General features: G+C 51.7%; 14 protein-coding genes and 1 pseudogene. 13 read left to right on the top strand and 2 right to left on the bottom strand.

All coding sequences use genetic code 11. The annotated features are described in order from the left end of the window. Positions 1-164: 164 nt before the first annotated feature. Positions 165-1,502, bottom strand: a complete 1,338-nt coding sequence (locus tag ACWKWX_RS14820) for a DEAD/DEAH box helicase (RefSeq protein ID WP_416422931.1) — start codon at positions 1,500-1,502, stop codon at positions 165-167. Between the two features lie 164 nt (positions 1,503-1,666). Between ACWKWX_RS14820 and ACWKWX_RS14815 the strand changes: the two are divergent. The 13 genes and pseudogenes from ACWKWX_RS14815 to ACWKWX_RS14755 all read left to right on the top strand — a co-directional run. Further along, positions 1,667-2,371 (top strand): annotated as a pseudogene (locus ACWKWX_RS14815) (mechanosensitive ion channel domain-containing protein); the annotation flags it as partial. Positions 2,372-4,145: 1,774 nt separating this feature from the next. Next, positions 4,146-5,492 (top strand): hypothetical protein, encoded by a 1,347-nt coding sequence (locus tag ACWKWX_RS14810; RefSeq protein WP_483828190.1) that lies wholly within the window; start codon positions 4,146-4,148, stop codon positions 5,490-5,492. Position 5,493: 1 nt separating this feature from the next. Next, entirely contained in the window at positions 5,494-7,386 is a 1,893-nt protein-coding gene (locus ACWKWX_RS14805; protein ID WP_483828189.1) for a hypothetical protein, read from the top strand. After that, entirely contained in the window at positions 7,383-9,431 is a 2,049-nt protein-coding gene (locus ACWKWX_RS14800; protein WP_483828188.1) for a hypothetical protein, read from the top strand. Before ACWKWX_RS14805 ends, ACWKWX_RS14800 begins: the two co-directional genes overlap by 4 nt. A gap of 9 nt (positions 9,432-9,440) precedes the next feature. Beyond that, a complete protein-coding gene (locus tag ACWKWX_RS14795; RefSeq protein WP_483828187.1) occupies positions 9,441-9,869 on the top strand; it encodes a hypothetical protein in 429 nt (142 codons plus the stop codon). Positions 9,870-9,896: 27 nt separating this feature from the next. Beyond that, positions 9,897-10,097 (top strand): hypothetical protein, encoded by a 201-nt coding sequence (locus tag ACWKWX_RS14790; protein WP_483828186.1) that lies wholly within the window; start codon positions 9,897-9,899, stop codon positions 10,095-10,097. Between the two features lie 622 nt (positions 10,098-10,719). Further along, a complete protein-coding gene (locus ACWKWX_RS14785) occupies positions 10,720-11,190 on the top strand; it encodes a hypothetical protein (RefSeq protein WP_483828185.1) in 471 nt (156 codons plus the stop codon). Positions 11,191-11,205: 15 nt separating this feature from the next. Beyond that, entirely contained in the window at positions 11,206-11,808 is a 603-nt protein-coding gene (locus tag ACWKWX_RS14780) for a hypothetical protein (protein ID WP_483828184.1), read from the top strand. Between the two features lie 82 nt (positions 11,809-11,890). Further along, the gene (locus ACWKWX_RS14775) at positions 11,891-12,250 is read left to right on the top strand and encodes a DUF3732 domain-containing protein (RefSeq protein ID WP_483828223.1); all 360 of its coding nucleotides are present in this window, start codon (positions 11,891-11,893) and stop codon (positions 12,248-12,250) included. Positions 12,251-12,438: 188 nt separating this feature from the next. Next, positions 12,439-14,853 carry a hypothetical protein gene (locus ACWKWX_RS14770; RefSeq protein WP_483828183.1) on the top strand — a complete coding sequence of 805 codons (2,415 nt, stop codon included), beginning with the start codon at positions 12,439-12,441 and terminating at the stop codon, positions 14,851-14,853. A 101-nt stretch (positions 14,854-14,954) separates the two neighbouring features. Beyond that, entirely contained in the window at positions 14,955-15,617 is a 663-nt protein-coding gene (locus ACWKWX_RS14765) for a hypothetical protein (protein ID WP_483828182.1), read from the top strand. Between the two features lie 451 nt (positions 15,618-16,068). Next, positions 16,069-16,908: a DUF4062 domain-containing protein gene (locus ACWKWX_RS14760; protein ID WP_483828181.1), complete on the top strand. Its 840-nt coding sequence runs from the start codon at positions 16,069-16,071 to the stop codon at positions 16,906-16,908. 14 nt (positions 16,909-16,922) lie between these two features. Beyond that, positions 16,923-18,383, top strand: coding sequence for a P-loop ATPase, Sll1717 family (locus ACWKWX_RS14755; RefSeq protein WP_483828180.1), 1,461 nt, complete (start codon positions 16,923-16,925; stop codon positions 18,381-18,383). A 190-nt stretch (positions 18,384-18,573) separates the two neighbouring features. On the opposite strand, the gene ACWKWX_RS14750 is transcribed toward ACWKWX_RS14755, so the two are convergent. Further along, positions 18,574-19,218 carry a hypothetical protein gene (locus ACWKWX_RS14750; protein ID WP_483828179.1) on the bottom strand — a complete coding sequence of 215 codons (645 nt, stop codon included), beginning with the start codon at positions 19,216-19,218 and terminating at the stop codon, positions 18,574-18,576. Positions 19,219-19,978: the final 760 nt, after the last annotated feature.

The following is a 19,978-nucleotide window of genomic DNA, read 5'->3' as shown; positions in this document are numbered from 1 at the left end:
GCCGCGCAGCCGTTCACGCTGAACTGTTGGCTCAGGAAAGCCGATGCCTGAAAACGCCGAAGCCGCTGCCGCAGGCCGCGCTGGCCCTGTGCCACGCTGGAGATCTCCAGGGTTCGCACGGGCCAGCGCAGCCTACGGCAGCGGCTACGGGTGGGTGTTACGGATTACTCGGCGTCAGCGGCCGGCTTGCGGCGCTTCAACGGCGCCATGCCGTCGCTGCTCACCAGCTGCTCGGCCTTGGGCTTGTTGACCGTCTTGCGCTTGGTCGGGCCCTTGGCGGCGGTTTTCTTGTCGCCTTTCTTGGCGTCGGTCTTTTTCTTCTTGACGCCCACGGCCTTGCCCGAAGCCTTGACCTTCTTCGGCCCGCTGTAGGTGCCTTTCACTTCCTTGATGACGCGGCGCTCGAACTTCTGCTTCAGGTAGCGCTCGATGCTCGACATCAGGTTCCAGTCGCCGTGGCAGATCAGCGACACGGCCAGGCCTTCGTTGCCGGCGCGGCCAGTACGGCCGATGCGGTGCACGTAGTCATCGCCGCTGCGTGGCATGTCGAAGTTGACCACCAGGTCCAGGCCGTCCACGTCCAGGCCACGAGCGGCCACGTCGGTGGCCACCAGGATCTTCACGCCGCCCTGCTTGAGGCGGTCGATGGCCAGCTTGCGGTCCTTCTGGTCCTTGTCGCCGTGCAGCACGAACGCCTTGTATTCCTGGGCCACCAGGCGGCCGTAGATGCGGTCGGCCATGGCCCGGGTGTTGGTGAAGATGATCGCCTTCTGGTAGGTCTCGTTGGCCAGCAGCCAGTTGAGGATCTGTTCCTTGTGCACGTTGTGGTCAGCAGTGACGATCTGCTGGCGGGTGCCTTCGGCCAGCTGGCTGACATTGTTGATCAGCAGGTGCTCGGGGTCTTTCAGCACCTTGCCGATCATGTCGCGCAGGCCGGCGCCGCCGGTGGTGGCCGAGAACAGCAGGGTCTGGGCGCGGTCCTTGCACTCGTCGCTCAGGCGCGTGACGTCTTCGGCGAAGCCCATGTCGAGCATGCGGTCGGCTTCGTCCAGCACCAGCACTTCGACCTTCTTCAGGTCCAGGTTGCCGGCGTTGAGGTGTTCCAGCAGGCGGCCAGGCGTGCCGATCAGGATGTCCGGCACCTTGCGCAGCATGGCGGCCTGCACCTTGAAGTCTTCACCGCCGGTGATCAGGCCGGACTTGATGAAGGTGAACTGCGAGAAGCGCTCCACTTCCTTCAGGGTCTGCTGGGCCAGCTCGCGGGTCGGCAGCAGGATCACCGCGCGAATTTCCACGCGGACCTTGGCCGGGCCGATCAGGCGGTTGAGGATCGGCAGCACGAAGGCTGCGGTCTTGCCGCTGCCGGTCTGCGCCGTCACCCGCAGGTCACGCCCTTGCACTGCCAGCGGGATAGCCGCTACCTGCACCGGGGTAGGCTCGACGAAATTCAGCTCGGCCACGGCTTTGAGCAGGCGTTCATGCAAGGGGAATTGGGAAAACACGGGTGTTACCTCGGCGAAGTACATAAATTCAACTGCATAGCGTAACGGTTTGCGCGGCAATAAGCCGAACTTCTTTACGTGCGGTAACGCACTTTTTGCCAAATTGTCGTGTCGATGGGCTCTAATGACCGGCCCGACCGCTGACCGGACGCCCGTCGCACCCCATGGATATTCACGCTTTCTGGCTCCAGGCCCAGGCCCTGTGGGCCGCCCTGGAACATCAACCGCTGCTGCGCACCGGCCTGGCCCTGGCCGTGCTGCTGGCCATCGCCCTGGGCCTTGGCCGCCTGGCCCGCCAGGTGCTGCTGTACGGCATGCGCCTGCTGGCCCGCCAGCCTGCCCTGCACTGGCTGGACGACCTGCACCGCAACAAGGTGTTTCACCGCCTGGCGCAGACAGTGCCGTCGCTGGTCATCCAGTTCGGCCTGGCGCTGGTGCCGGGCCTCAGCGACAAGACCGCGCTGTTCATCGGCAACCTGGCCCTGGCGGTCACCTTCCTGTGCCTCACCCTGGGCCTGGGCGCCCTGCTCAACGGCCTGCTGGATATCTACGCGCGTACCGAGCATGCCCGCACCCGCTCCATCAAGGGCTACGTGCAGTTGGCGAAGATGATCCTGTACATCTTCGCCGCCATCGTCATCGTCGCCACCCTCATCGACCGCTCGCCGCTGTTGCTGCTGTCGGGCCTGGGCGCCATGTCGGCGGTCATCCTGCTGGTGTACAAGGACACCCTGCTGTCGTTCGTGGCCAGCGTGCAGCTCACCAGCAACGACATGCTGCGCGTGGGCGACTGGATCGAGATGCCCCAGGTGGGCGCCGACGGCGACGTGGTGGACATCACCCTGCACACGGTGAAGGTGCAGAATTACGCGTGAGTTGAAGCCTACTTCGACGTATCGTGAGCTCCCGGCAGTACCGACAGCAACAAGCCTCCTCATAAGGATTGCAGGCGAGGCGGCCTGAGCCCCCCCCTCCTTCCTAAAGCCTTACAGCGCGGCACTCCCCCTTCCTTCAGAACCGGCTTCGCTCAAGCTTTCTTCCTAAGCAAGAAAAGAGAGAAACCAAAGTGATTCTCTGGACAGCAACACTCGTGGGTGGGGACATCGGAGCGAGCGTGGTGATCCCATCGCAGGTCGTGCATTCCTGAGCACCCGAGACCCCACGAACATATCTATCCAACCCTCCGTTCAACACATCTTGGTGCTGACTGACCGGGACTGGAGAGAGCAACTGGGTGATGTATGCCCGGTGCCTGCACACGTTCAACCTCACCATCTGCAGTGACGTATCGGCTGGTCGCTGCCAGCGGCCAAGGTCAGGTGGTTCTCGGCACTCGCTTCGCTTATCCATCCACCAACTTGTTGAGTTCCGCCAGGTGCGTCCAGCTCAAGGTTATTTGATCGCCGGCTCCATCTTCACGGGTGCCATGTACGTCCACCTATTGATCGACACGAGCGGGAGGTGGGCAGCCGCTCAGCCAATGACGGTCTGCGACCGCACACCTCGCGCCAAGATCTCTTTACTAGCACCTTGCCCTGCCAAGGCTGATGCCGTACTCAGGGGTGCGGAGCGCCGCATGACGCTCGAGTGCTTCTGCTTCATGCCCACGCGCCGCAACCGCAGATGGCGACGACGTAGCCTCAATCAACCCTAGTCCCAAGCACTCTTCCGCCGTCACCTCTGGATCATCATGCACGTTGACAGTGGCCAGGTCGGCGCCGGCCTTCTTGGAAGCGCGTCGCAAGCCTCCTATGGCATTACCCCCTCTGACCAGCTTGGTGGCCTTCGCTTTTCCCAGTGAGCGCACAGCGCGCCGCGCAGTGCGTTTTATCGATGTGCAGAGTCAGGGCCTGAGCCCCACACATCGATACACCAAGAGCCTGAGGGTTCAAGTAGCCCTGCAGTCCAACCGTTTCTAGGGATAGCTGCATGCCCGTCCATTCCAAGAGGCCTCACCCATCACCCCGCCCTGGGGCACAGCTTCTACCTAGAGAGCAGTTCCAGCAGGTGCCGACACCCTCGAGCAGGTAGCCCCTAAGCACTCTTGGGCGGTGCCAAACCCACCGAGCGGCCTAAAACACTGATCAAATATTGTCCAGTAGCCGGTTGTTAACGACCGTCCGTCTTTTTCCGTTCACCAATATAAAAAACCATGTCAATTGATCAGGAAACAACCCCATAAAGGCCGCCTTGGCAATTTTCGGTAATTATTTATAATCAGCCAAAAAAAATGCAAAAACCCGTCTAGCACACTGCTTCGGAAGAGCACTTGAACGGCCTGACATTCTTTACAGGCTCAATAATGGCGTTAATTGATATATAGCAAAACAGCCTCAGGTCGCGCCAAACCCGGGCCATATAAACAATCAACACTCTGAAGCGTCAATTCACGAAAAAATAAAAACCCTAAACCCATCAAGTACACGCCTTCCAGCCCCCCCCACCTCTAAACCCCTTAAACATATGACCAAACAAATGAAAAACACCCACGACAATATATAACCAATTAAAAATCAACTTTCAAGCATTCGACAAAACCACCGCTTGCAAAACTTTCGGCACTCGATATTCTGCCCGCCCACTGAAACGGGGTCGAAACACTGATTCTGACTCTTACCCTGAAGTCCGACCTGCAAGAGCAACATGTACACAACTGTAGAATTGAGAGGGCTCACCCCTTTCACCAAAAGCGACAAACTCCCCATAGAAGCGATGGTATCTGTTCCAACAGAACCTCCCGTAGTTTACCCGGTGGCGTACCAAAACGAAGACTACATTCCAGGCATGAAGATCGTTCTTCAACCTGATGGAACGCCTTGGGTAGATGGCAACCTCTATCTCTTCTCGCGGGCAAAGCAGTACCCCAAGCTCTCGACGGAAACCTTAGGAGCTGAGGCTGCCCATCTCACCGAGTTCATGAATGTAATGCTCGACCATGAGCTAGACCACCTAGATTTTAGGGGCAGAGAATTTGAAAGGCCAACCTATCGATTCAAAGCACACTTCAAGCTAGCTGTTGCACGAAGCGAGAAAGGTGCAGGCGGTGTCAACAACAAGATACGTGCCGTCATTCGATACTACCGGTGGCGAATGAAATACCGAAACTTCATACCTGAGAAGCCGCCGTGGAAAGAGAAAATAATTTATGTATCCCGCCTTGACAGACACGGATTCACAAGAACACGAGAGGTCGCCACCACCGACTTAACCTTTCCTAAAAACAATGATGAGTCAAGTGATTTCATTTATGACGGCGGGAAGCTTCGCCCCCTCCATAAATTTGAGCAAGACGCGGTGATCAAAGCACTTCTCCTCGTAAGCAACATTGAAATGCTACTCCTGTTTATCCTGGCGCTCTTTTCCGGCATGAGGATACAAACGGCACTGACACTCCGAGTCGGCAATGTGATTGAGGCCTCTGCAGACGATACTGGCACGTATCCGATCAGCGCTGGTGAAGATTATTTGGTAGACACAAAGTATGGAAAGAACCAGAGCATCCAAGCTCCAGGCTGGGTACATCATCGGCTTTTCACCTACCTCCAATCTGACCGCTACCAGAGCCGCAAAGCCCGAGCAATGGTAAGAGATGAGTCTGAGCAGTATGTTTTTCTGAGCAAAACTGGAAAGCCACTTTATGTGAGCCACCTCGATAAAGAAAAGTACAAGAGCCATGAGAAAGGTTCTGCAGTACGAAAATTTATCAAAGACACATTGACTCCTCTGCTAAAGGCGCTGGGTCACAATTTTTCATTCAGCTTTCACGATCTAAGGGCTTCATTCGGCATGAATTTGGTAGATGAACGCAGGCACCTTCTGGCCCAAGGCAAAATCGGCTATCTCGAACTGATCGACTACGTTGCTAAGCGCCTGAATCACTCAAACCGCAAAACAACCATGAGTTACTTGGACTATCGGAGGGTTAATGAAATGGTGCATGAGGCTGACAGTGACTATCAGAAGCACATCATGAGCCTGGTGGAGAATTAAAATGAACTACAGGCCTTATTGCGAAATTCGCCTAGACGTCCAGGTCAACCACGCCGAACTTCTTGCTGAGGTTCATAGCGTACTGGCAAGAAACCCAATCGAATCAATTCTCGTGCGGTTCAACCATCGTCACGCCTTTGATTTCGGAGCTATCTGCTTTGGCGAGCGTTCTGGCCCAAGAGCAAGAAGGGAGGTCAATGTAAGGACTCACCTCCCGAAGCGGCTAGCGAGAGTGAAAAACCTGGCGAGTCACATCATGACTATGAGCCTCACTACAGCAGCTCTTAGCTCAGGTTACTCCGCAGTTGCGGACTGGGTGCTCATGGTCAAATGGTGCGAAGCAAACGGATTCGAGGATTTTCTCGATGATTCAGATTCATACCACAAAGCATTGGTCGCGTTCAGTGAGCATCTGAACACCGACAACAGGGCATACGTCACGCGCAGGCGTATGCAAACTGTATGCAGAACATGCGGTGAGAAAATGTTTCCGGAGGAAAGTTTCCTCTTCTCACGGCTACCTTTGATTGTACGCCCTGAGGGCAAAGCCAAGAAGGTAATAGAGCCGCCTAGTCGAGACGCGGTCAAATACCACCTACAGACATGTGAACCACTCTTCACTGGACTGACGGACTTCTTGATCAAAGATGAAGTTATGCCATGCAAATTGAAGGTAAAAGACGGCTATGCATGGATACTACCGGACGATCAGTATCCGCTCATAACCGAAAAAATACTTGCTAAAGGTGGCGAGAAGACTGCTGGGTCTGTGTATTTTGACTACAGCCAGGCCCGCCTGCGAACCTTTCAAGAGTTTCGAAACCGCTCCACTTCAAAAGATTTCACATACTACTATATTGCAAAAGCACAATATGAATCCAGACTCAAACCCGCCAATTCCTCTAGGGATGCCAAGTACCGAGCATCACTTGCGAGGATTGCTCACGATAGCTTTGTTTCCATGTTCGTCGCAGCAACAGCCATCAATGAATCACCCCTGCGCGAAATCCCTTGGGATCCAGACTTCGAAATCACCAACACGGAAGAGATTGGGGTCAGATCAATCAAATTTCGGGCCAACAACAAGGAAGTCATTGTTCGAGTTAAGGCTAGCTTCATCAAGCATTTTCGGAAATACATCACCCTAAGAGATCACCTGTGCCAGGGGTCTGACCACCCGTATCTCTTTATAGGGTTTGATGGCAACAGCCTGTCAAATTACAGAATTCTCGACACCAACATTCTTAGGCGTCTTCACAACCGCATTAGCAGATTGATCGACCCAGATGTCCCATGCCTTAGCTATCAAAGCTTCCGAAACTACAAAGACAGTTATGTGGCGAAAAACCATGGCCACGAAGCTTCTCGAATTCTGCTTGGGCACAGTGAGCGGACGCAAAGGGCCAGTTACTTAAAGGCCAACGAGCACAGTGCGGTCGATCAGATTGGAAAATTCCATGCGGTAGTCAACGAGTTCTTTGGAAACCCACACCCATGCGCTACGCCAGTTGGTGGTTGCATGAGTGAAGGTTCACCACTGAAAAGTGAGACCTCGAGTATCACTGCCGCACCGGACTGCAAGAGCGAAGTCGGTTGTTTGAATTGCGTTCACCACAAGGTTCACGCGAACCGCGAGGACGCCTGGAAACTGCTCAGCTTAGAGTTTGTAACCAAAGAAATGATTCACTCAAGCGCTAGCCTTGATCACTTTAATTTGATCCATGGGCCGACTTTAGACCAGATCCAAGGGCTTTTAAATGAAATGCTGACCGTCAATCCATCGCTCAGCGAACCCCTCAAGGAACTGCGGGCCGAAGTCTATGAAAACAACACCTTGACCGACTACTGGCAGCGATACCTAGAACGACTCGTCCGATTAAAGGTAATTCCATGAATAAGACCTCAAGCAGCTCCAAAACCTACTCTCACGACATTGACAGCCTTGTCGACAACACTGACAGCCTTGCAGAACGTACTGGAATTCGCCCTGACTCCGGAGTTCTTCAGCATGATGATCACCGCAAGCCAACTGTCAGTGTGGCGTATGTCGGAATGAATTTGGACAATCTGGGTAGCTCCTGCATTATTAGCCACAGTCGTACCGGACTGGCAATCCTGCTGGCAGACATGTATTGGGACTTCCCGCAGCTTGGACTTGTGCCAACAGATTCGACTTCATTCAATTTTGAACGTTACAGGACAGACGGCAAGTTTAACGCTGCCAACATCCTAACCTCACAAATCATTCTGGCGACGAATATCTTCTCGCCTAGTCGTCGAGGAACGGCGTTAAGGGTCTCAACGATTAACATGGCCTTTATCGCGCTTAACTTCCTTACCAAACGGGCTGACGAAAAGAACATCACAATCCAAGAGCTGATTTCTTCGCCTAAACATATGGACTTCGCAGATGGCATCACAGCCAACAATGCGTCTAGCCTAGGAACAATGATTGCCGACTACCTTAAGCTGACCTGCAATGCGCTCAAATTGAATCCGCACAAGCTTTTTTTCCAGGTTCTGCGCAAGCGACAAAGCGAGAGGTATAACAGTCAAAAACAAACCCCTGTTATTCCAAGCCGAATTCTTCATGCTCGCTACCATCACTACAACAATATCGTTCTTGACTTCGTCAAGCACGGCGACATGATCGAAGCGCTTTCGCATAAATTGGCGGAGGATCCTCTATATGGCCGAGGCCCTAGTAAGGTTTACAGGCTCGAGATGGAGCCCGGCCATCGGCCTGCAGACGAAATCAAGCGACCGGATTTTTCACAAGCCGTTAGCGATCACAATCTTGATGATTTCTGTGAAAAATATAACATCCGGCAAGCTCCTAGCCTGGCACGGCAACTCGCACTGGCTCAACACAGCGCGAAATGCTTGGTGCATATCTATACGCTCGTAAGAGATCACGAAGCAAAACTTCTTGAGGACGAGTGCGTTCAGCAAGCAGAGGGCTGGAATTCAAAAGGCGTGTACCTGATGGGCATTTCAACCAAACTTACAGGAACGGCGAAAGATACGGCCTGGATTGCCAACGAGCTAATCCACGAGCCTATAAAATGCCTTCAGGCCATTAAGTCTATCATTGCGCCTTATGTACCTGTAGGTACGAATGGTAGTGACTGTCTGCTTCTGACTCCAAGCTTCTTGCCATTTTGTAAGAACGATCCTGGAGATACAGTCATCATCAGAGATTTTACCCGGCAAGAGAAATACCTGCCTCCGATTATTATTGAAGAATCTGACATCCTTGAACTGGAAGCTATTGACCCGCTCGCAGATTGGCGCTCAGATCCGAAATACAAAGTAGGTGAACCATGGAAAATTGCATCCCACCAATTCCGCAGGACTATGGCCGTCTTTGGCGCTCAAAGCCAGGTACTGGATATCCCTGAGCTTAAACGGCTTCTTACCCACCTGACCGAGTCCATGAGTATCTATTACCAACGTGGCTGCTCTGCGGGTGGGTACAACATGAAGCTACGAAGCCCTGAGCTTGATAAAGAATTCCAAAACGCCGCGAATGACGCACAGTGGATCTCGTACCTCAACGATGTTCTGTATTCGACCGAAAAGCTGCATGGTGGTCATGGCGAGCGTGTAGCAACCATGAGCAAAGCGAATGATCCTGACAGGATTATCTACCGGCAGACCGCCGAAGAGACAATGAAAAAGGCTAAGAATGGCCTGATTTCCTACCAACGTACTCCCCTGGGCGGATGCGCCAGTAGTAAACCTTGCAACGAACGAGCCCATGGCAATTTCACGAACTGTTTCGGGTGCGCAAGCTCAGTGCTCAAGGTGAGCAATGTGAAATCAGTCATTGAGCTTGCCCAGATCGATCTCATTGATCTGGATCCGAAATCGTTCGAATACCGGATGGAGCAACGCAACATCCAGGACTACGAAACTATCCTTAGCCACCTGAACTAAATTACATCTATGAATAGCAACATCAAAGGCGCAGGCCTGCAAGAGCTTTACGACGCCCTACGCCGCTTGGTAAACAACAATCCGGAGCGAGTGAAAAAAGGCACCAAGATTTCGCTCCGCACCGTTGCTCTTGAAGCAGGCAAAGATCCGAGCCTTATTAGGAAGGATCGCGAGATCTACGCGCATCTGATCGCGGATATCGAACATTACGCCGCCATTCAGAAGGAAAAGAGTGCCAAAAAGAACGGTCAGGTCGGTGAACTCAAAGCGCGTATCGCTCATCTCCGTAGTGAAGTTGAACGTGTTGAGGGCCTGTGGAGAGCCGCCTTGGCCCGCGAACTGTTCCTTCTGGAACAGGTTGATGATTATGAGCAACGCTGGAAGAAGTACACGAACGTTGTTGATTTCGTGCCGAACGGCTCGCCTGTGAGCCACTAAAACCCACCCTATTAATGGAGAAACAACATGAAAGACCTCAAGACACTCACTATCACCCCTGTAGATATCTTGAAGAAACACCTTTTTTCCCACGACATGTATAAAATGACTGAATACTATTCTAAAGCCACCATGGGTGGATGTGGCCGCGAGTCTAGAATACGCAAAGAGTTCTTTCCGGAGCTGCTTGAGTGCCTGCCCTGCAAGAACGCCCTCTTGAAAAAGTAACTGCTATCACCACTTTCCTAACCAGGGGTCTTTGGCCCCTGTCTGACAGAGTTCCTACCGTGAGACCACCAGCATTCCTTGACCGAATCCACAGATGGCTATTTCCAGATAAGCGATCCGAGTGGGAGCGGAAGCGAGAGCGAGCATTCATCGAGGCCGTCAACAAACTGGGAAACTACTATGTGACTGACCGAGGTGGTCTTTCGATGGATCCCGAGGAGATCAGCAATTACGTCATTGCTCGCCGGCAGGAGCTCAGCCACCTGGTTGATCCGAAGTATCGTGAGATGCCTCTAGTGGACACCTCAGGCCTCGCGGCTGGGGCCTGTGTTGAGGTGACCTCTTGGCGACGCCTGAACAACCAAGCTGCCATCAGGTACGTGTGCCTGCAGGCGATTGATGGCCATGGGTTCTGTGATGCGTCTGCACGCTATTTCTCCGCTGGGGATTCGGCTGCCTCAGCACATGACGAGGAGCGTCGGATCGCTCAGCGGCTTATGAGTGCGGCTAGCGAGCTACGTCTGGAGTGGCACGCTACGCTTGAAGCGGCGCTAGAAGCTCACGAAGGGCTGGCTGCGCCCGGTGGCCATGCTGGCGTGAACCGAGCCCAGGGTTCGGCTCTATGGACTGCCATTCTTGCGCCTCCATCCATCCTTGGTCTGCGCGCTTCGCTTGCCTTAAGCAATGGGCTGGGCACTATGCACGGCTTTCCTCATTTTCAAAATTCTTTCGTTTCAGGCTCAAGGTTTTCCAAAACCAACCGTTTGTCATAGGTATGTATCCCTCCGAGCGAATCACTTTGATCCCACCAACCGATGACTACGCGCAGCGTTTGAGTGCCGCCATTTCGTTTCCCAAGACGATTCTGGGCAACCGCCAGCACGGTGCCTGGCAACGTCTGATCAGCGTCATCAAGTCTTCAGAAACCCTTTCTGCATTTGATAAAGCAGCAGCTTATGTAGAGGGCTACGCGCATGCTTTGGTCGATAGCGACCAGATCGAGATTTCCATCGAACGAGACTTGTTGATCATCGAAACAGTCGACGCCTGGCGATGCGTCTGTGGTAACTCCAGCACCCCCACCTATTTGTAGTCACCAGTGAGAACCATGGACTCCATCTTTCAACGCTATGCCGACGACGAAGCGCCAGACCTGTACATCCAAATGCCCCAGCGGGTTCTGGCTACAACCATCAGTCATTACCCAATTGATGTTCTGGTAGGCCACTGGGAAAAGTATCTGGTAGACCCCTCCTCCGCTCACGATAGTTTTCCGTGGGCTGGACGATTTGTCATGGGTATGCCCGTACCCACCTGGGCGCGCGGATTGGAGTGGAACGTAGGCCAGCAGGCTCGTTTTATTAGCGCTGTTTGGGCAGGGCTAGACCTGGGAAGCTACCTTACAAACGACTGGTGCGAGCCTGCGAGCACTGGCAGGGCATTGGCGGAGAACAGCGAGATTCTGGTCGATGGACAGCAACGGCTTCATAGCCTTGAAGAGTATTTCCTTGATCGTCTTGCGGTGCCAGATGCACAAGGTCAGCCGAGGATCTGGTCTGAACTTGATAATGGCGAGCGGAAGCGTTTTTTGTCGACGATCTTTAGCCACGCGAAGGTGTCTTCTGGCGACGAAGTAGCATTGCACAAAACGTATGATCTTTACGCGCAGGGCGTTATGCCAAGGTCATTCGAGCAGCGCAGCGTTCGGTAGCCATCGACGCTACGGTTGTTGTGGCATGCCCTAGGAGGGACGGCTGCCGTGAACCAAGCCCTGTCTACTACAGGTCTACCACATCGCAGCCTTCCTGGGCATTCACGAGTTCCTCCTTCAAGAGGAAAACCTGGAACTGCCTCCTCTGAGCTTCCTAGTCATCGACCAGCCTAGCCAGGTCTACTTCCCAAGCAGTGAGCTCGGAAGCAACACATTGGACGAAGACATCAACAACCTGCGGAAAACCAGAACCGAAGACCTCATCGCCACGCGGCGGATCTTCGAGGTGCTGAGTGAGGGCATCAGGCGTACCAATTCCAACCTGCAGATCATCGTGCTGGAGCATGCGGGCAAGGACATTTGGGGAAGCGTCAAGAACACCCATTCCGCAGCGTCCTGGAACGTGAAGGGCGACGGTCTCATTCCAGCAGACTGGATCTGATCCAAGCTCCTGCCCTGGTAGTTCAGAGCTACCAGGGCAAACGTTGCGCCTCCTGCCGCTACCTCCTCTAGATCTAAATTCTTTCAACCTCTGAATTTATTGTTTCAGCTGTAGCAACTTTCTGTCCACGAGCTAAGCTTGATTTGTCTGCTAAACAACTAAGATTTTTTGCTAGGGACTGGTGCAGTATGAAATCTGATGAGGCTTACGTAGCTTTCCAGCGCATCAAACAATATGCTCAAGACAATATGAGCACCATTACAACAGAACAAGATGCACGCTTTCATTTAATCGATATAATGTTAGTCGATGTTCTAGGATGGCCCAGGGAGTCGATCAGAACAGAACCACATTTGGATGAAGGCCGCATAGACTACTTGATACTACAAGGTGGCAGAAATAAATTTGTCGTTGAAGCCAAACGGACATCTGCGGCGCTGGTCGACACCAAATCAGATTCGTTAAACTTTTTCAAATTCAATGGGCCTAGCGCCAAGTCAGCCACTCCTGTTCTTCGGCAAGCCGAAGGCTATTGCCTCGATACCGGAGTACAGTTTTGCGCAGCTACTAATGGCGTAGAGTGGTTAGGACATTGGGCTATCCGGGGTGATGGCCGTTCAAAATCGGAATACAAAATAGCAGTTTTCCCGTCCCTCGAATCCATCCAGGAAAACTTTTTACAGTTCTACGAATTATTTTCATCCGAAGCTGTATCCAAGGACATATTCAAAACCTATTTCAACGAGCAGGAAGGAAACTCAGTTAGCCAAGCAGAAGATTTAGCAACCATTAAAGCTGACGCACCGCAGTTCATGCGAAAGACTGAAATATCCAGAGACATCGAAAAAGTTTTCACAAAATTCTTCACCTCTATGTCTGGAGATGAAGACTCTGAAATGCTTATTAACTGCTTTGTAGAAAGCAAGGAAAGTCGAGAGACGGACGTCAGCCTCCAACGCATAGCCAAAAACATTATTGATGGCATTTCGTACATAGACACCAACCATGGCCTCGAAGCTGATATACGAGACGCGGTCGTCAGTGAAAAAGGTGACTTCGCGCTTATTATTGGTAATAAGGGAGCCGGAAAATCAACGTACATCGACCGCTTCTTTAAGCTGACACTAGAGAGCGCCTTGCGCTCTAAATGCCTTGTGCTAAAGGTCGACCTTCGTTTATCACCAGGGGATACTGGATCGATAACCCGCTGGCTAGACAGCCAACTATCCGAGCTATGCGAGGCTTCATTATTTCCTGATGAACCAACCTACGATGACCTTCGCGGGGTTTATTGGCGGGAGTACAAACGCTGGTCGCAAGGCGAAATGAAACACTTGTATGAGACCGATAAAAATCAGTTCAAAATTGACTTCGGCACTTTCATAAAGGAGCAAAGACTCAACGAGACCGGCCTATACCTTTCAAACTTGCTATGGCATACGGTTGGCGCCCGCTGCCTGATGCCTTGCATAATCTTTGACAACGCAGATCACTTCCCTCGGGAATTCCAAGAAGCAGTTTTCCAGTATGCCCAATCCTTATTCAGATCGATCAAGAACTGCTTCATTATCTGCCCAGTAACAGACCGGACGATTTGGCAACTATCCAAACATGGGCCTTTCCAATCTTATCAGTACAAGGCATTTTATCTCCCAACACCATCCACCAAGGAGATTCTGCAAAAGCGCGCTGTTTTTCTTCAATCTAAGATCGATCTCACCCTCTCTACGAGTCAAGATCAGTATTTCCTGACCAAAGGCATTAGGGTGAGCGTTCAAGACCTGAACGCATTTGTTGCTTGCATTGAGAGCATTTTTATCGATACAGACTTTATATCACGTCTCATTAGCTCCCTTTGTAATCACGACATACGCCGAAGCCTCGAGCTTACCAAAAGGACTCTCACATCCCCACATATCGCAGTAGACGATCTAGTTAAAACTTATCTTTCTCAAGCTAATAGATTGAGAATCCCTCCACAAAAAATTAAAAAAGCAGTTTTCCTCGGAGATTATTCACAGTTCTCTCAAGATGACAACAACTTCATCCTAAACCTCTACCACACATACTCAGACCATATTTCTAGCCCTCTTGCTAGGCTCAGCATACTCCAAGCTCTTAAGCAGCAATACTTTCAGTCCGAAGATGCTGAAGCAAAATTCATTGAAGTCAACCAGCTGATCATCTATTTGGAACCTATAGGTATCCCTAGAAAGGTTATCACAAGGCATCTAGAGGCGCTTTTTTCCTATAGGCTGGTTGAGGCTTACGACCCAACGAGCGAAATACTCGACGAAAGCACAAGAATCAAAATAAGCCCATCTGGTTTAGTTCATATCGAACTTGGATCAGACGACCTAACCTATATTGAACATGTTGGTTTAGCGACGCCAATAAGGAACGGTGAACATTTAGCCACTCTGCGCGGCTTGTTTGGCTCCAGAAAGCTCGACAGAGATGACTGGGTGAAGATCTCAGGGACGTTTGTTAACTACTTACTCTCTCAAGATGAGATCTTCTGCCCCGCAACCAATATATTATCTGGACAGGATACCCTCAGGGCTACTCTTCGCAGGCATATGAGAGCGTTGGAAAGTTCGTAATTTCTCTAGAACCGGCCCTATTCGACGACACACTAAGGGAGTCTTGGCTCTCACAAACAACGCAATACCATCGAACTAGCAGGTGTACCGCGCAGGCCACGATGGCCAAAGAGGTGAGGATGGAAGCCCACAGGGCCAAGCCCAGTTTCAACTGGGCTTGGTTCACGACAGCCGTACCCGGAGGGTCACCCAAGTCAACGGGGATACTGTTAATCTCGTATCACACAGGCAATAGCCTGCCGTCGTTTGAAGTCAGGAGGGCGCTTGGATCTGCCGTTAAGGTAGTGATGCTTTCCGGGCGTGAGGTGCTCTGGATACACACCTTCCATCCTAGAAATTTTGGGCAACTCAACAGACAGATGGACATGCAAAATGGCAAGTCGATGGGCTGGGAAAGGCTCGCCAACCTCGTTTACAACTGGATAGCAGAATCAGACAAACCTCATCCCGCTGCATCGCAATCAGTGCTGAAAGAGGTTGCCCACCGCCGTCCTGGTTGCAAAAACACCTCCGTCAATAGTGGTGCTACCATCAAATTTCCAGTAGAGGGGCGTGAGATGACAGCAATCGAGATGCTTCAGAAGCTAATGGTCGCACAGGTAAAAGCTCATCACGCACTCGGTGCCGCAATTGAGGAGTTGGCCCTCTGGGCTGAGAACAACGGGGGCAGTGACGTAGCATCGAACGTGCGGGATGCTCTCAACGGTCTGGATGAGTCATCAGCCCTGATAGGGGACTGCTTAGAGCTTATCGGAAAGGAATAGTATCGGGTATCGACAACCCCCCGAGCAGGAAATGTGGCCTTACTTACAGTACACAGTCCAGAGCTGATCAATATGAGTGGTAAAGCTCTGCTCATAATCTTTCGCCTCATCCCCCATGAGGGATCCACAGGGACGCCTGCGAGGCGCATAGCCCCCCCTGACCCAACGCCCATTCACCGCGTCCATCACGCCCATCACGCCCATCACGCCCATGAGCTTTTCGCTTGCTACCGGCTGTGAGGCCGCAAATAGATCCCCTCGTGATCTCGCTAGGCTGGCTCAGATCAAGCAGGAGCACCTCGGCTGGCCAGCCGCTCCATAATGCTTGAGTAAGTTCCCAAGCGGTGCATCTGTCCATGCGTATGGACAACGGGTAATCAGGCGCGGTCTGCTAGCCCCTTCCTTCACATTGTAGTATTAATATGACACCACTTTACTGCAAGGAATGAGCATGAGTTACAAAGCGGACGTCTTCAACGTCATGATCGCTTCCCCAGGGGATGTCAAAGCGGAGAGGGCGCAGGTTAGAGAAATCATTCACGAATGGAACGATGTGCATTCTAGATCGCGAAAAATTGTTCTTCTTCCTACCGGATGGGAAACCCATTCGGCACCTGAAATGGGAGCAACGCCTCAGACAATTATTAACAAACAGATCTTGGATAAATGCGATTTGCTTGTCGGCGTCTTTTGGACTCGGGTGGGCACTGCTACTACTGAGTACGCTAGCGGTACCGTTGAGGAAATTGAGAAGCACGTTGAAAGCGGGCGTCCGGCCATGTTGTACTTTTCCAGCCAGCCTGCCGCGCTGGATACTGTTGATCCTGACCAGTACAAGCAGCTGCGCGATTTCAAGGTATCTTGTCAACAGCGAAGCCTGTATGAGGGCTACGAAGATTTAACGGAATTTCGAAACAAGTTTGCCCGCCAACTGCAAATCATTATTAATGAAAATAACTTATTCAAGACTGCTGGCGAGCCCGCTACAAACTGGACTGCACTAGACTCAACAGTACCAAAGCTGAGCTCTGAAGCAGAGATACTTTTAAAGGAAGCCTGCGCTGATAGCCAAGGAACGATCCTCCACATCCGCTATCTGGGCGGGACAGACCTACAGACAAATGGCAAAAACCTTATTACTTCTCGCACCCCTAGAGAACTTGCCAAATGGGAAGGGGCTCTCAATGAACTGCTTGAACTTGGATTTGTAACAACGCGCGGAAGCAAGGGGGACAGCTACCAAGTTACCAATCAAGGTTACACTTTTGCCGATGCCATTCCTGCCCAATAAGATCTTAACCTAAAATGATCTCTATAAACTTACGCGACAAGAAACTTTTCGGCAACGAAGCAGGCGAGGATGAGGATTTAGAGCATCTCAATGCTTACTATATAGAAAACAACGACTTCGACGACTTCTACGATCCAGGCGAAAAACTATCGATTGTAAGCGCTCGTAAAGGAATGGGAAAATCCGCCCTCCTGTCTCGACTTGACTACAAGCTAAAACATGAACAGCTTTACAACACCCCTCTCGTCATCCGCGTAAAAGGAAACGATCTTTTAGGGCTAGGCAGTTTCGCAGGAAATGATCATTCTTATTTGGAAAACTACTGGAAGCAAATTATTTGCAAACGAATCGCCATGGAAATCGGAGCGCAAATTGGCTTGGCGCTTACTGACGACACCATGTCCATGGTAGAGCTCGCGGAACTGGACGGCATAAGAAGCAAGAACATTATTGGCGCACTGAGTGCTAGGATGCTGGGAAAGATCCCATTACTGGGCGTTGAAATTAAAAAATCCATACCTACCAATGTCGAACTTTTACTCAAGCGCTATCAAGAAAGCGAGGAAAGACGGCAAGTCTGGCTACTCATTGATGACATAGATGCCAAGTTCCAGAACAACAGAGAAAGCCAAGCAAAAGTTGGAGCATTCTTCAGCGCGATTCGCTCTCTCGCGCACGACTATCAGGGCTTGAATGTTCGCACAACTGTGAGGAGTGATGTATGGTCATGTCTACGCCACCTAGAAGATTTAGATAAACTGCAGCAATACATCATCAGCATCGTCTGGACTAAACGCCAAATGCGAGACATGCTAGCTCAAAAAATCCTTGTTTACATTGTAAACAATCACCCTCAGTCAACGGAAGCAAGGTTCAAGCTTGCAACTGATTACAACAAAATTCTTGACATGGTTTTCACCTCACCAATTGAATGGCGAAATAGTAAGGATGCTAAGCTTTTCGATGCAATTTCTGCTTTTTCTAACCGCCGACCTCGGTGGATGGGGCAGCTTTGTCGAATGGCCGCGAAAAAAGCCAAGGAAAACCCGTACACCAAGAAAATCACCTTAGATCATATTAACTATATATTGTCGGATTTTGGGGCCAACCGCCGAGACGACTTGATAAAAGAGCACATACATCAATTTGATGATCTGAACCACTTAATTGATGCATTGCGAGCCACAAAAAAAGAATTCTCTTGCTCAGAGTTAGAGGAGACACTTGAACTCAACTACTTACGAGGGCGCAACAAGGAAAGCATACCAACGGTTGATGGGAAGCCTTATGTCGGTGTAGAAGACCTAGCCGATTTCATCTACAAACTCGGCCTCATCTCCCACATACACTTGGACGGTGTCGAATTCACCCACTTCACAGACGACCCTGATTTGTACCGTTCAATCGAAAACAGAAGGGATAATGTGAAGTGGTCTCTGCATCCATCCTATAGAAAGTTCCTGAATATTCACTGACCCCCTCCTTCCTTGCATGCCTCATGAGGTGAGGCATGCTCAGAATAAACGTCCCCCCTGAAAGGGAGGGCACCGTTCCCCCCATAAGCTAAGGGACAGGTAAACGGCTATGTTTGGGTTGAAGCTAGAAAACCATAACGCGGTGCGCTGAGCGCAAGTATGCCCTATTCCCGAAGAAATCCATGTACAGTCATGGCCGATCCGAAATCTCCATGAACCCGCCAATCCTCAGCATGGAATCATCAGCGTTCGAGAGGTGTTCCGCAAAGGGACTGACCGGACGGAATGAAGGATCATCCACCCCTCTAAACCAGACAGCTGACCACCCGGCCAGCTCGGAATATCTGTTGGAAGCCCTCTGACGGCTTACGTAGATACCGATGAGACAACCGTCTCTCGACTCTCCTCTGACTTTTACTCCTGGGAAGCAATCTACCGACGAGTTCTGGTTGACATGCAGATGGTATTTTTTGAAGACCCCCGCAACACCATCCTTGAACCCTTTGGCTGGAACAATCGAAAGTACAGAGCTGTCGTGCTGGCCTAGCGCATCCTCAAGGCGAGGTGCTCGGATTTCTTCTTCAAGCATTTTGACCTTGGCTGAACGGCGTTTTCCAGGCTCGCCAAGCTCATCGCCGCTGGCACCGTCTGCTATGCGCGGGGCCGCTTGAGTCGGCGTACTTGTACTCTCATCGGGGGCTGGATTGGTAGGTACCGACTTAACAGGAGGCTCATCCTTGGCTACTGGTTTATCGTCCATAGAACACTTACTAATGCCGCTGCCAACAATTATCAAAACACCGATCAAGGCCGCCAGTCTCATGAAAAGTTGCATGCTCAATATCCCTGTAATGTTCTGGAGTGCTCAACGGCGCCGCTAACCTGACTCAATGATTAGCCTGTACCATCGCTCAGGCGGCACCCGGCTAGGTATCGCCCGCATCGCGAAAGATATCATTGAGCCATCACCTCGAGCGCTCAGAGCTCAAAAAAATCGTGGCTTCCGTTGAACCACCAAAGAGGAACATTTGGGATTCTTCCGGCAAGCCCGAGTCACGTCGATCCCCTTCCGATGAATCCCCTCATTGCTCGGTCGCCTCAGCGCCTTCTGCGGAAAGCAAGGTTATCCATCCATGCAGCGCTAGATGGTTGGGATGGAGAGTGGATAAATGGATAACTCCGCCCAAATCTGGTACGGGCATTGCGCCCTCCCAAGCCGTTTGTCTTTGGGCAATTGATGCTCGCTGCCCCCAGTTGGAAGACTCACTTCTCGCAAATGCAAGCGGAGCGCGCAGACGTAAGGATGGAAGCCCGCTAGGGCCAAGACGCATCGCGGCTTGGTTCACGACAACCGTCCGCGCAGCGGCACGCACTAGATCAGCATTGCGCAGCGGAACGTACCCTCCTACACACCCGCCGCTTTCTTCAAAACCTCGAAAGCAAGCTTTGGCCCCATGCTCTTGGCCAGACGAAAAACCTTCACCAACCAGGGCATATCATCCTCGAGATAAGGCAAATGGAGGCTTGCGCCCGTCTTAACCTCAAAGTGCTGATAGAGGTGCGCCAAGAGGCCCGTGGAGTGATCAGCGTCATTC

Source organism: Pseudomonas imperatae (assembly GCF_057128625.1).
The sequence above is the reverse complement of the archived record's forward strand: the minus strand, read 5'-3'. Positions and strand labels throughout refer to the sequence as shown.

Excerpts from the sequence above, each read along its gene's own strand:
- ACWKWX_RS14750 (WP_483828179.1), bottom strand. The coding sequence starts at position 19,218 with ATGCAACTTTTCATGAGACTGGCGGCCTTGATCGGTGTTTTGATAATT.
- ACWKWX_RS14760 (WP_483828181.1), top strand. The coding sequence starts at position 16,069 with ATGAGTTACAAAGCGGACGTCTTCAACGTCATGATCGCTTCCCCAGGG.
- ACWKWX_RS14755 (WP_483828180.1), top strand. The coding sequence starts at position 16,923 with ATGATCTCTATAAACTTACGCGACAAGAAACTTTTCGGCAACGAAGCA.
- ACWKWX_RS14785 (WP_483828185.1), top strand. The coding sequence starts at position 10,720 with ATGGACTGCCATTCTTGCGCCTCCATCCATCCTTGGTCTGCGCGCTTC.
- ACWKWX_RS14790 (WP_483828186.1), top strand. The coding sequence starts at position 9,897 with ATGAAAGACCTCAAGACACTCACTATCACCCCTGTAGATATCTTGAAG.
- ACWKWX_RS14800 (WP_483828188.1), top strand. The coding sequence starts at position 7,383 with ATGAATAAGACCTCAAGCAGCTCCAAAACCTACTCTCACGACATTGAC.
- ACWKWX_RS14805 (WP_483828189.1), top strand. The coding sequence starts at position 5,494 with ATGAACTACAGGCCTTATTGCGAAATTCGCCTAGACGTCCAGGTCAAC.
- ACWKWX_RS14765 (WP_483828182.1), top strand. The coding sequence starts at position 14,955 with ATGGCCAAAGAGGTGAGGATGGAAGCCCACAGGGCCAAGCCCAGTTTC.
- ACWKWX_RS14795 (WP_483828187.1), top strand. The coding sequence starts at position 9,441 with ATGAATAGCAACATCAAAGGCGCAGGCCTGCAAGAGCTTTACGACGCC.
- ACWKWX_RS14810 (WP_483828190.1), top strand. The coding sequence starts at position 4,146 with ATGTACACAACTGTAGAATTGAGAGGGCTCACCCCTTTCACCAAAAGC.
- ACWKWX_RS14780 (WP_483828184.1), top strand. The coding sequence starts at position 11,206 with ATGGACTCCATCTTTCAACGCTATGCCGACGACGAAGCGCCAGACCTG.
- ACWKWX_RS14770 (WP_483828183.1), top strand. The coding sequence starts at position 12,439 with ATGAAATCTGATGAGGCTTACGTAGCTTTCCAGCGCATCAAACAATAT.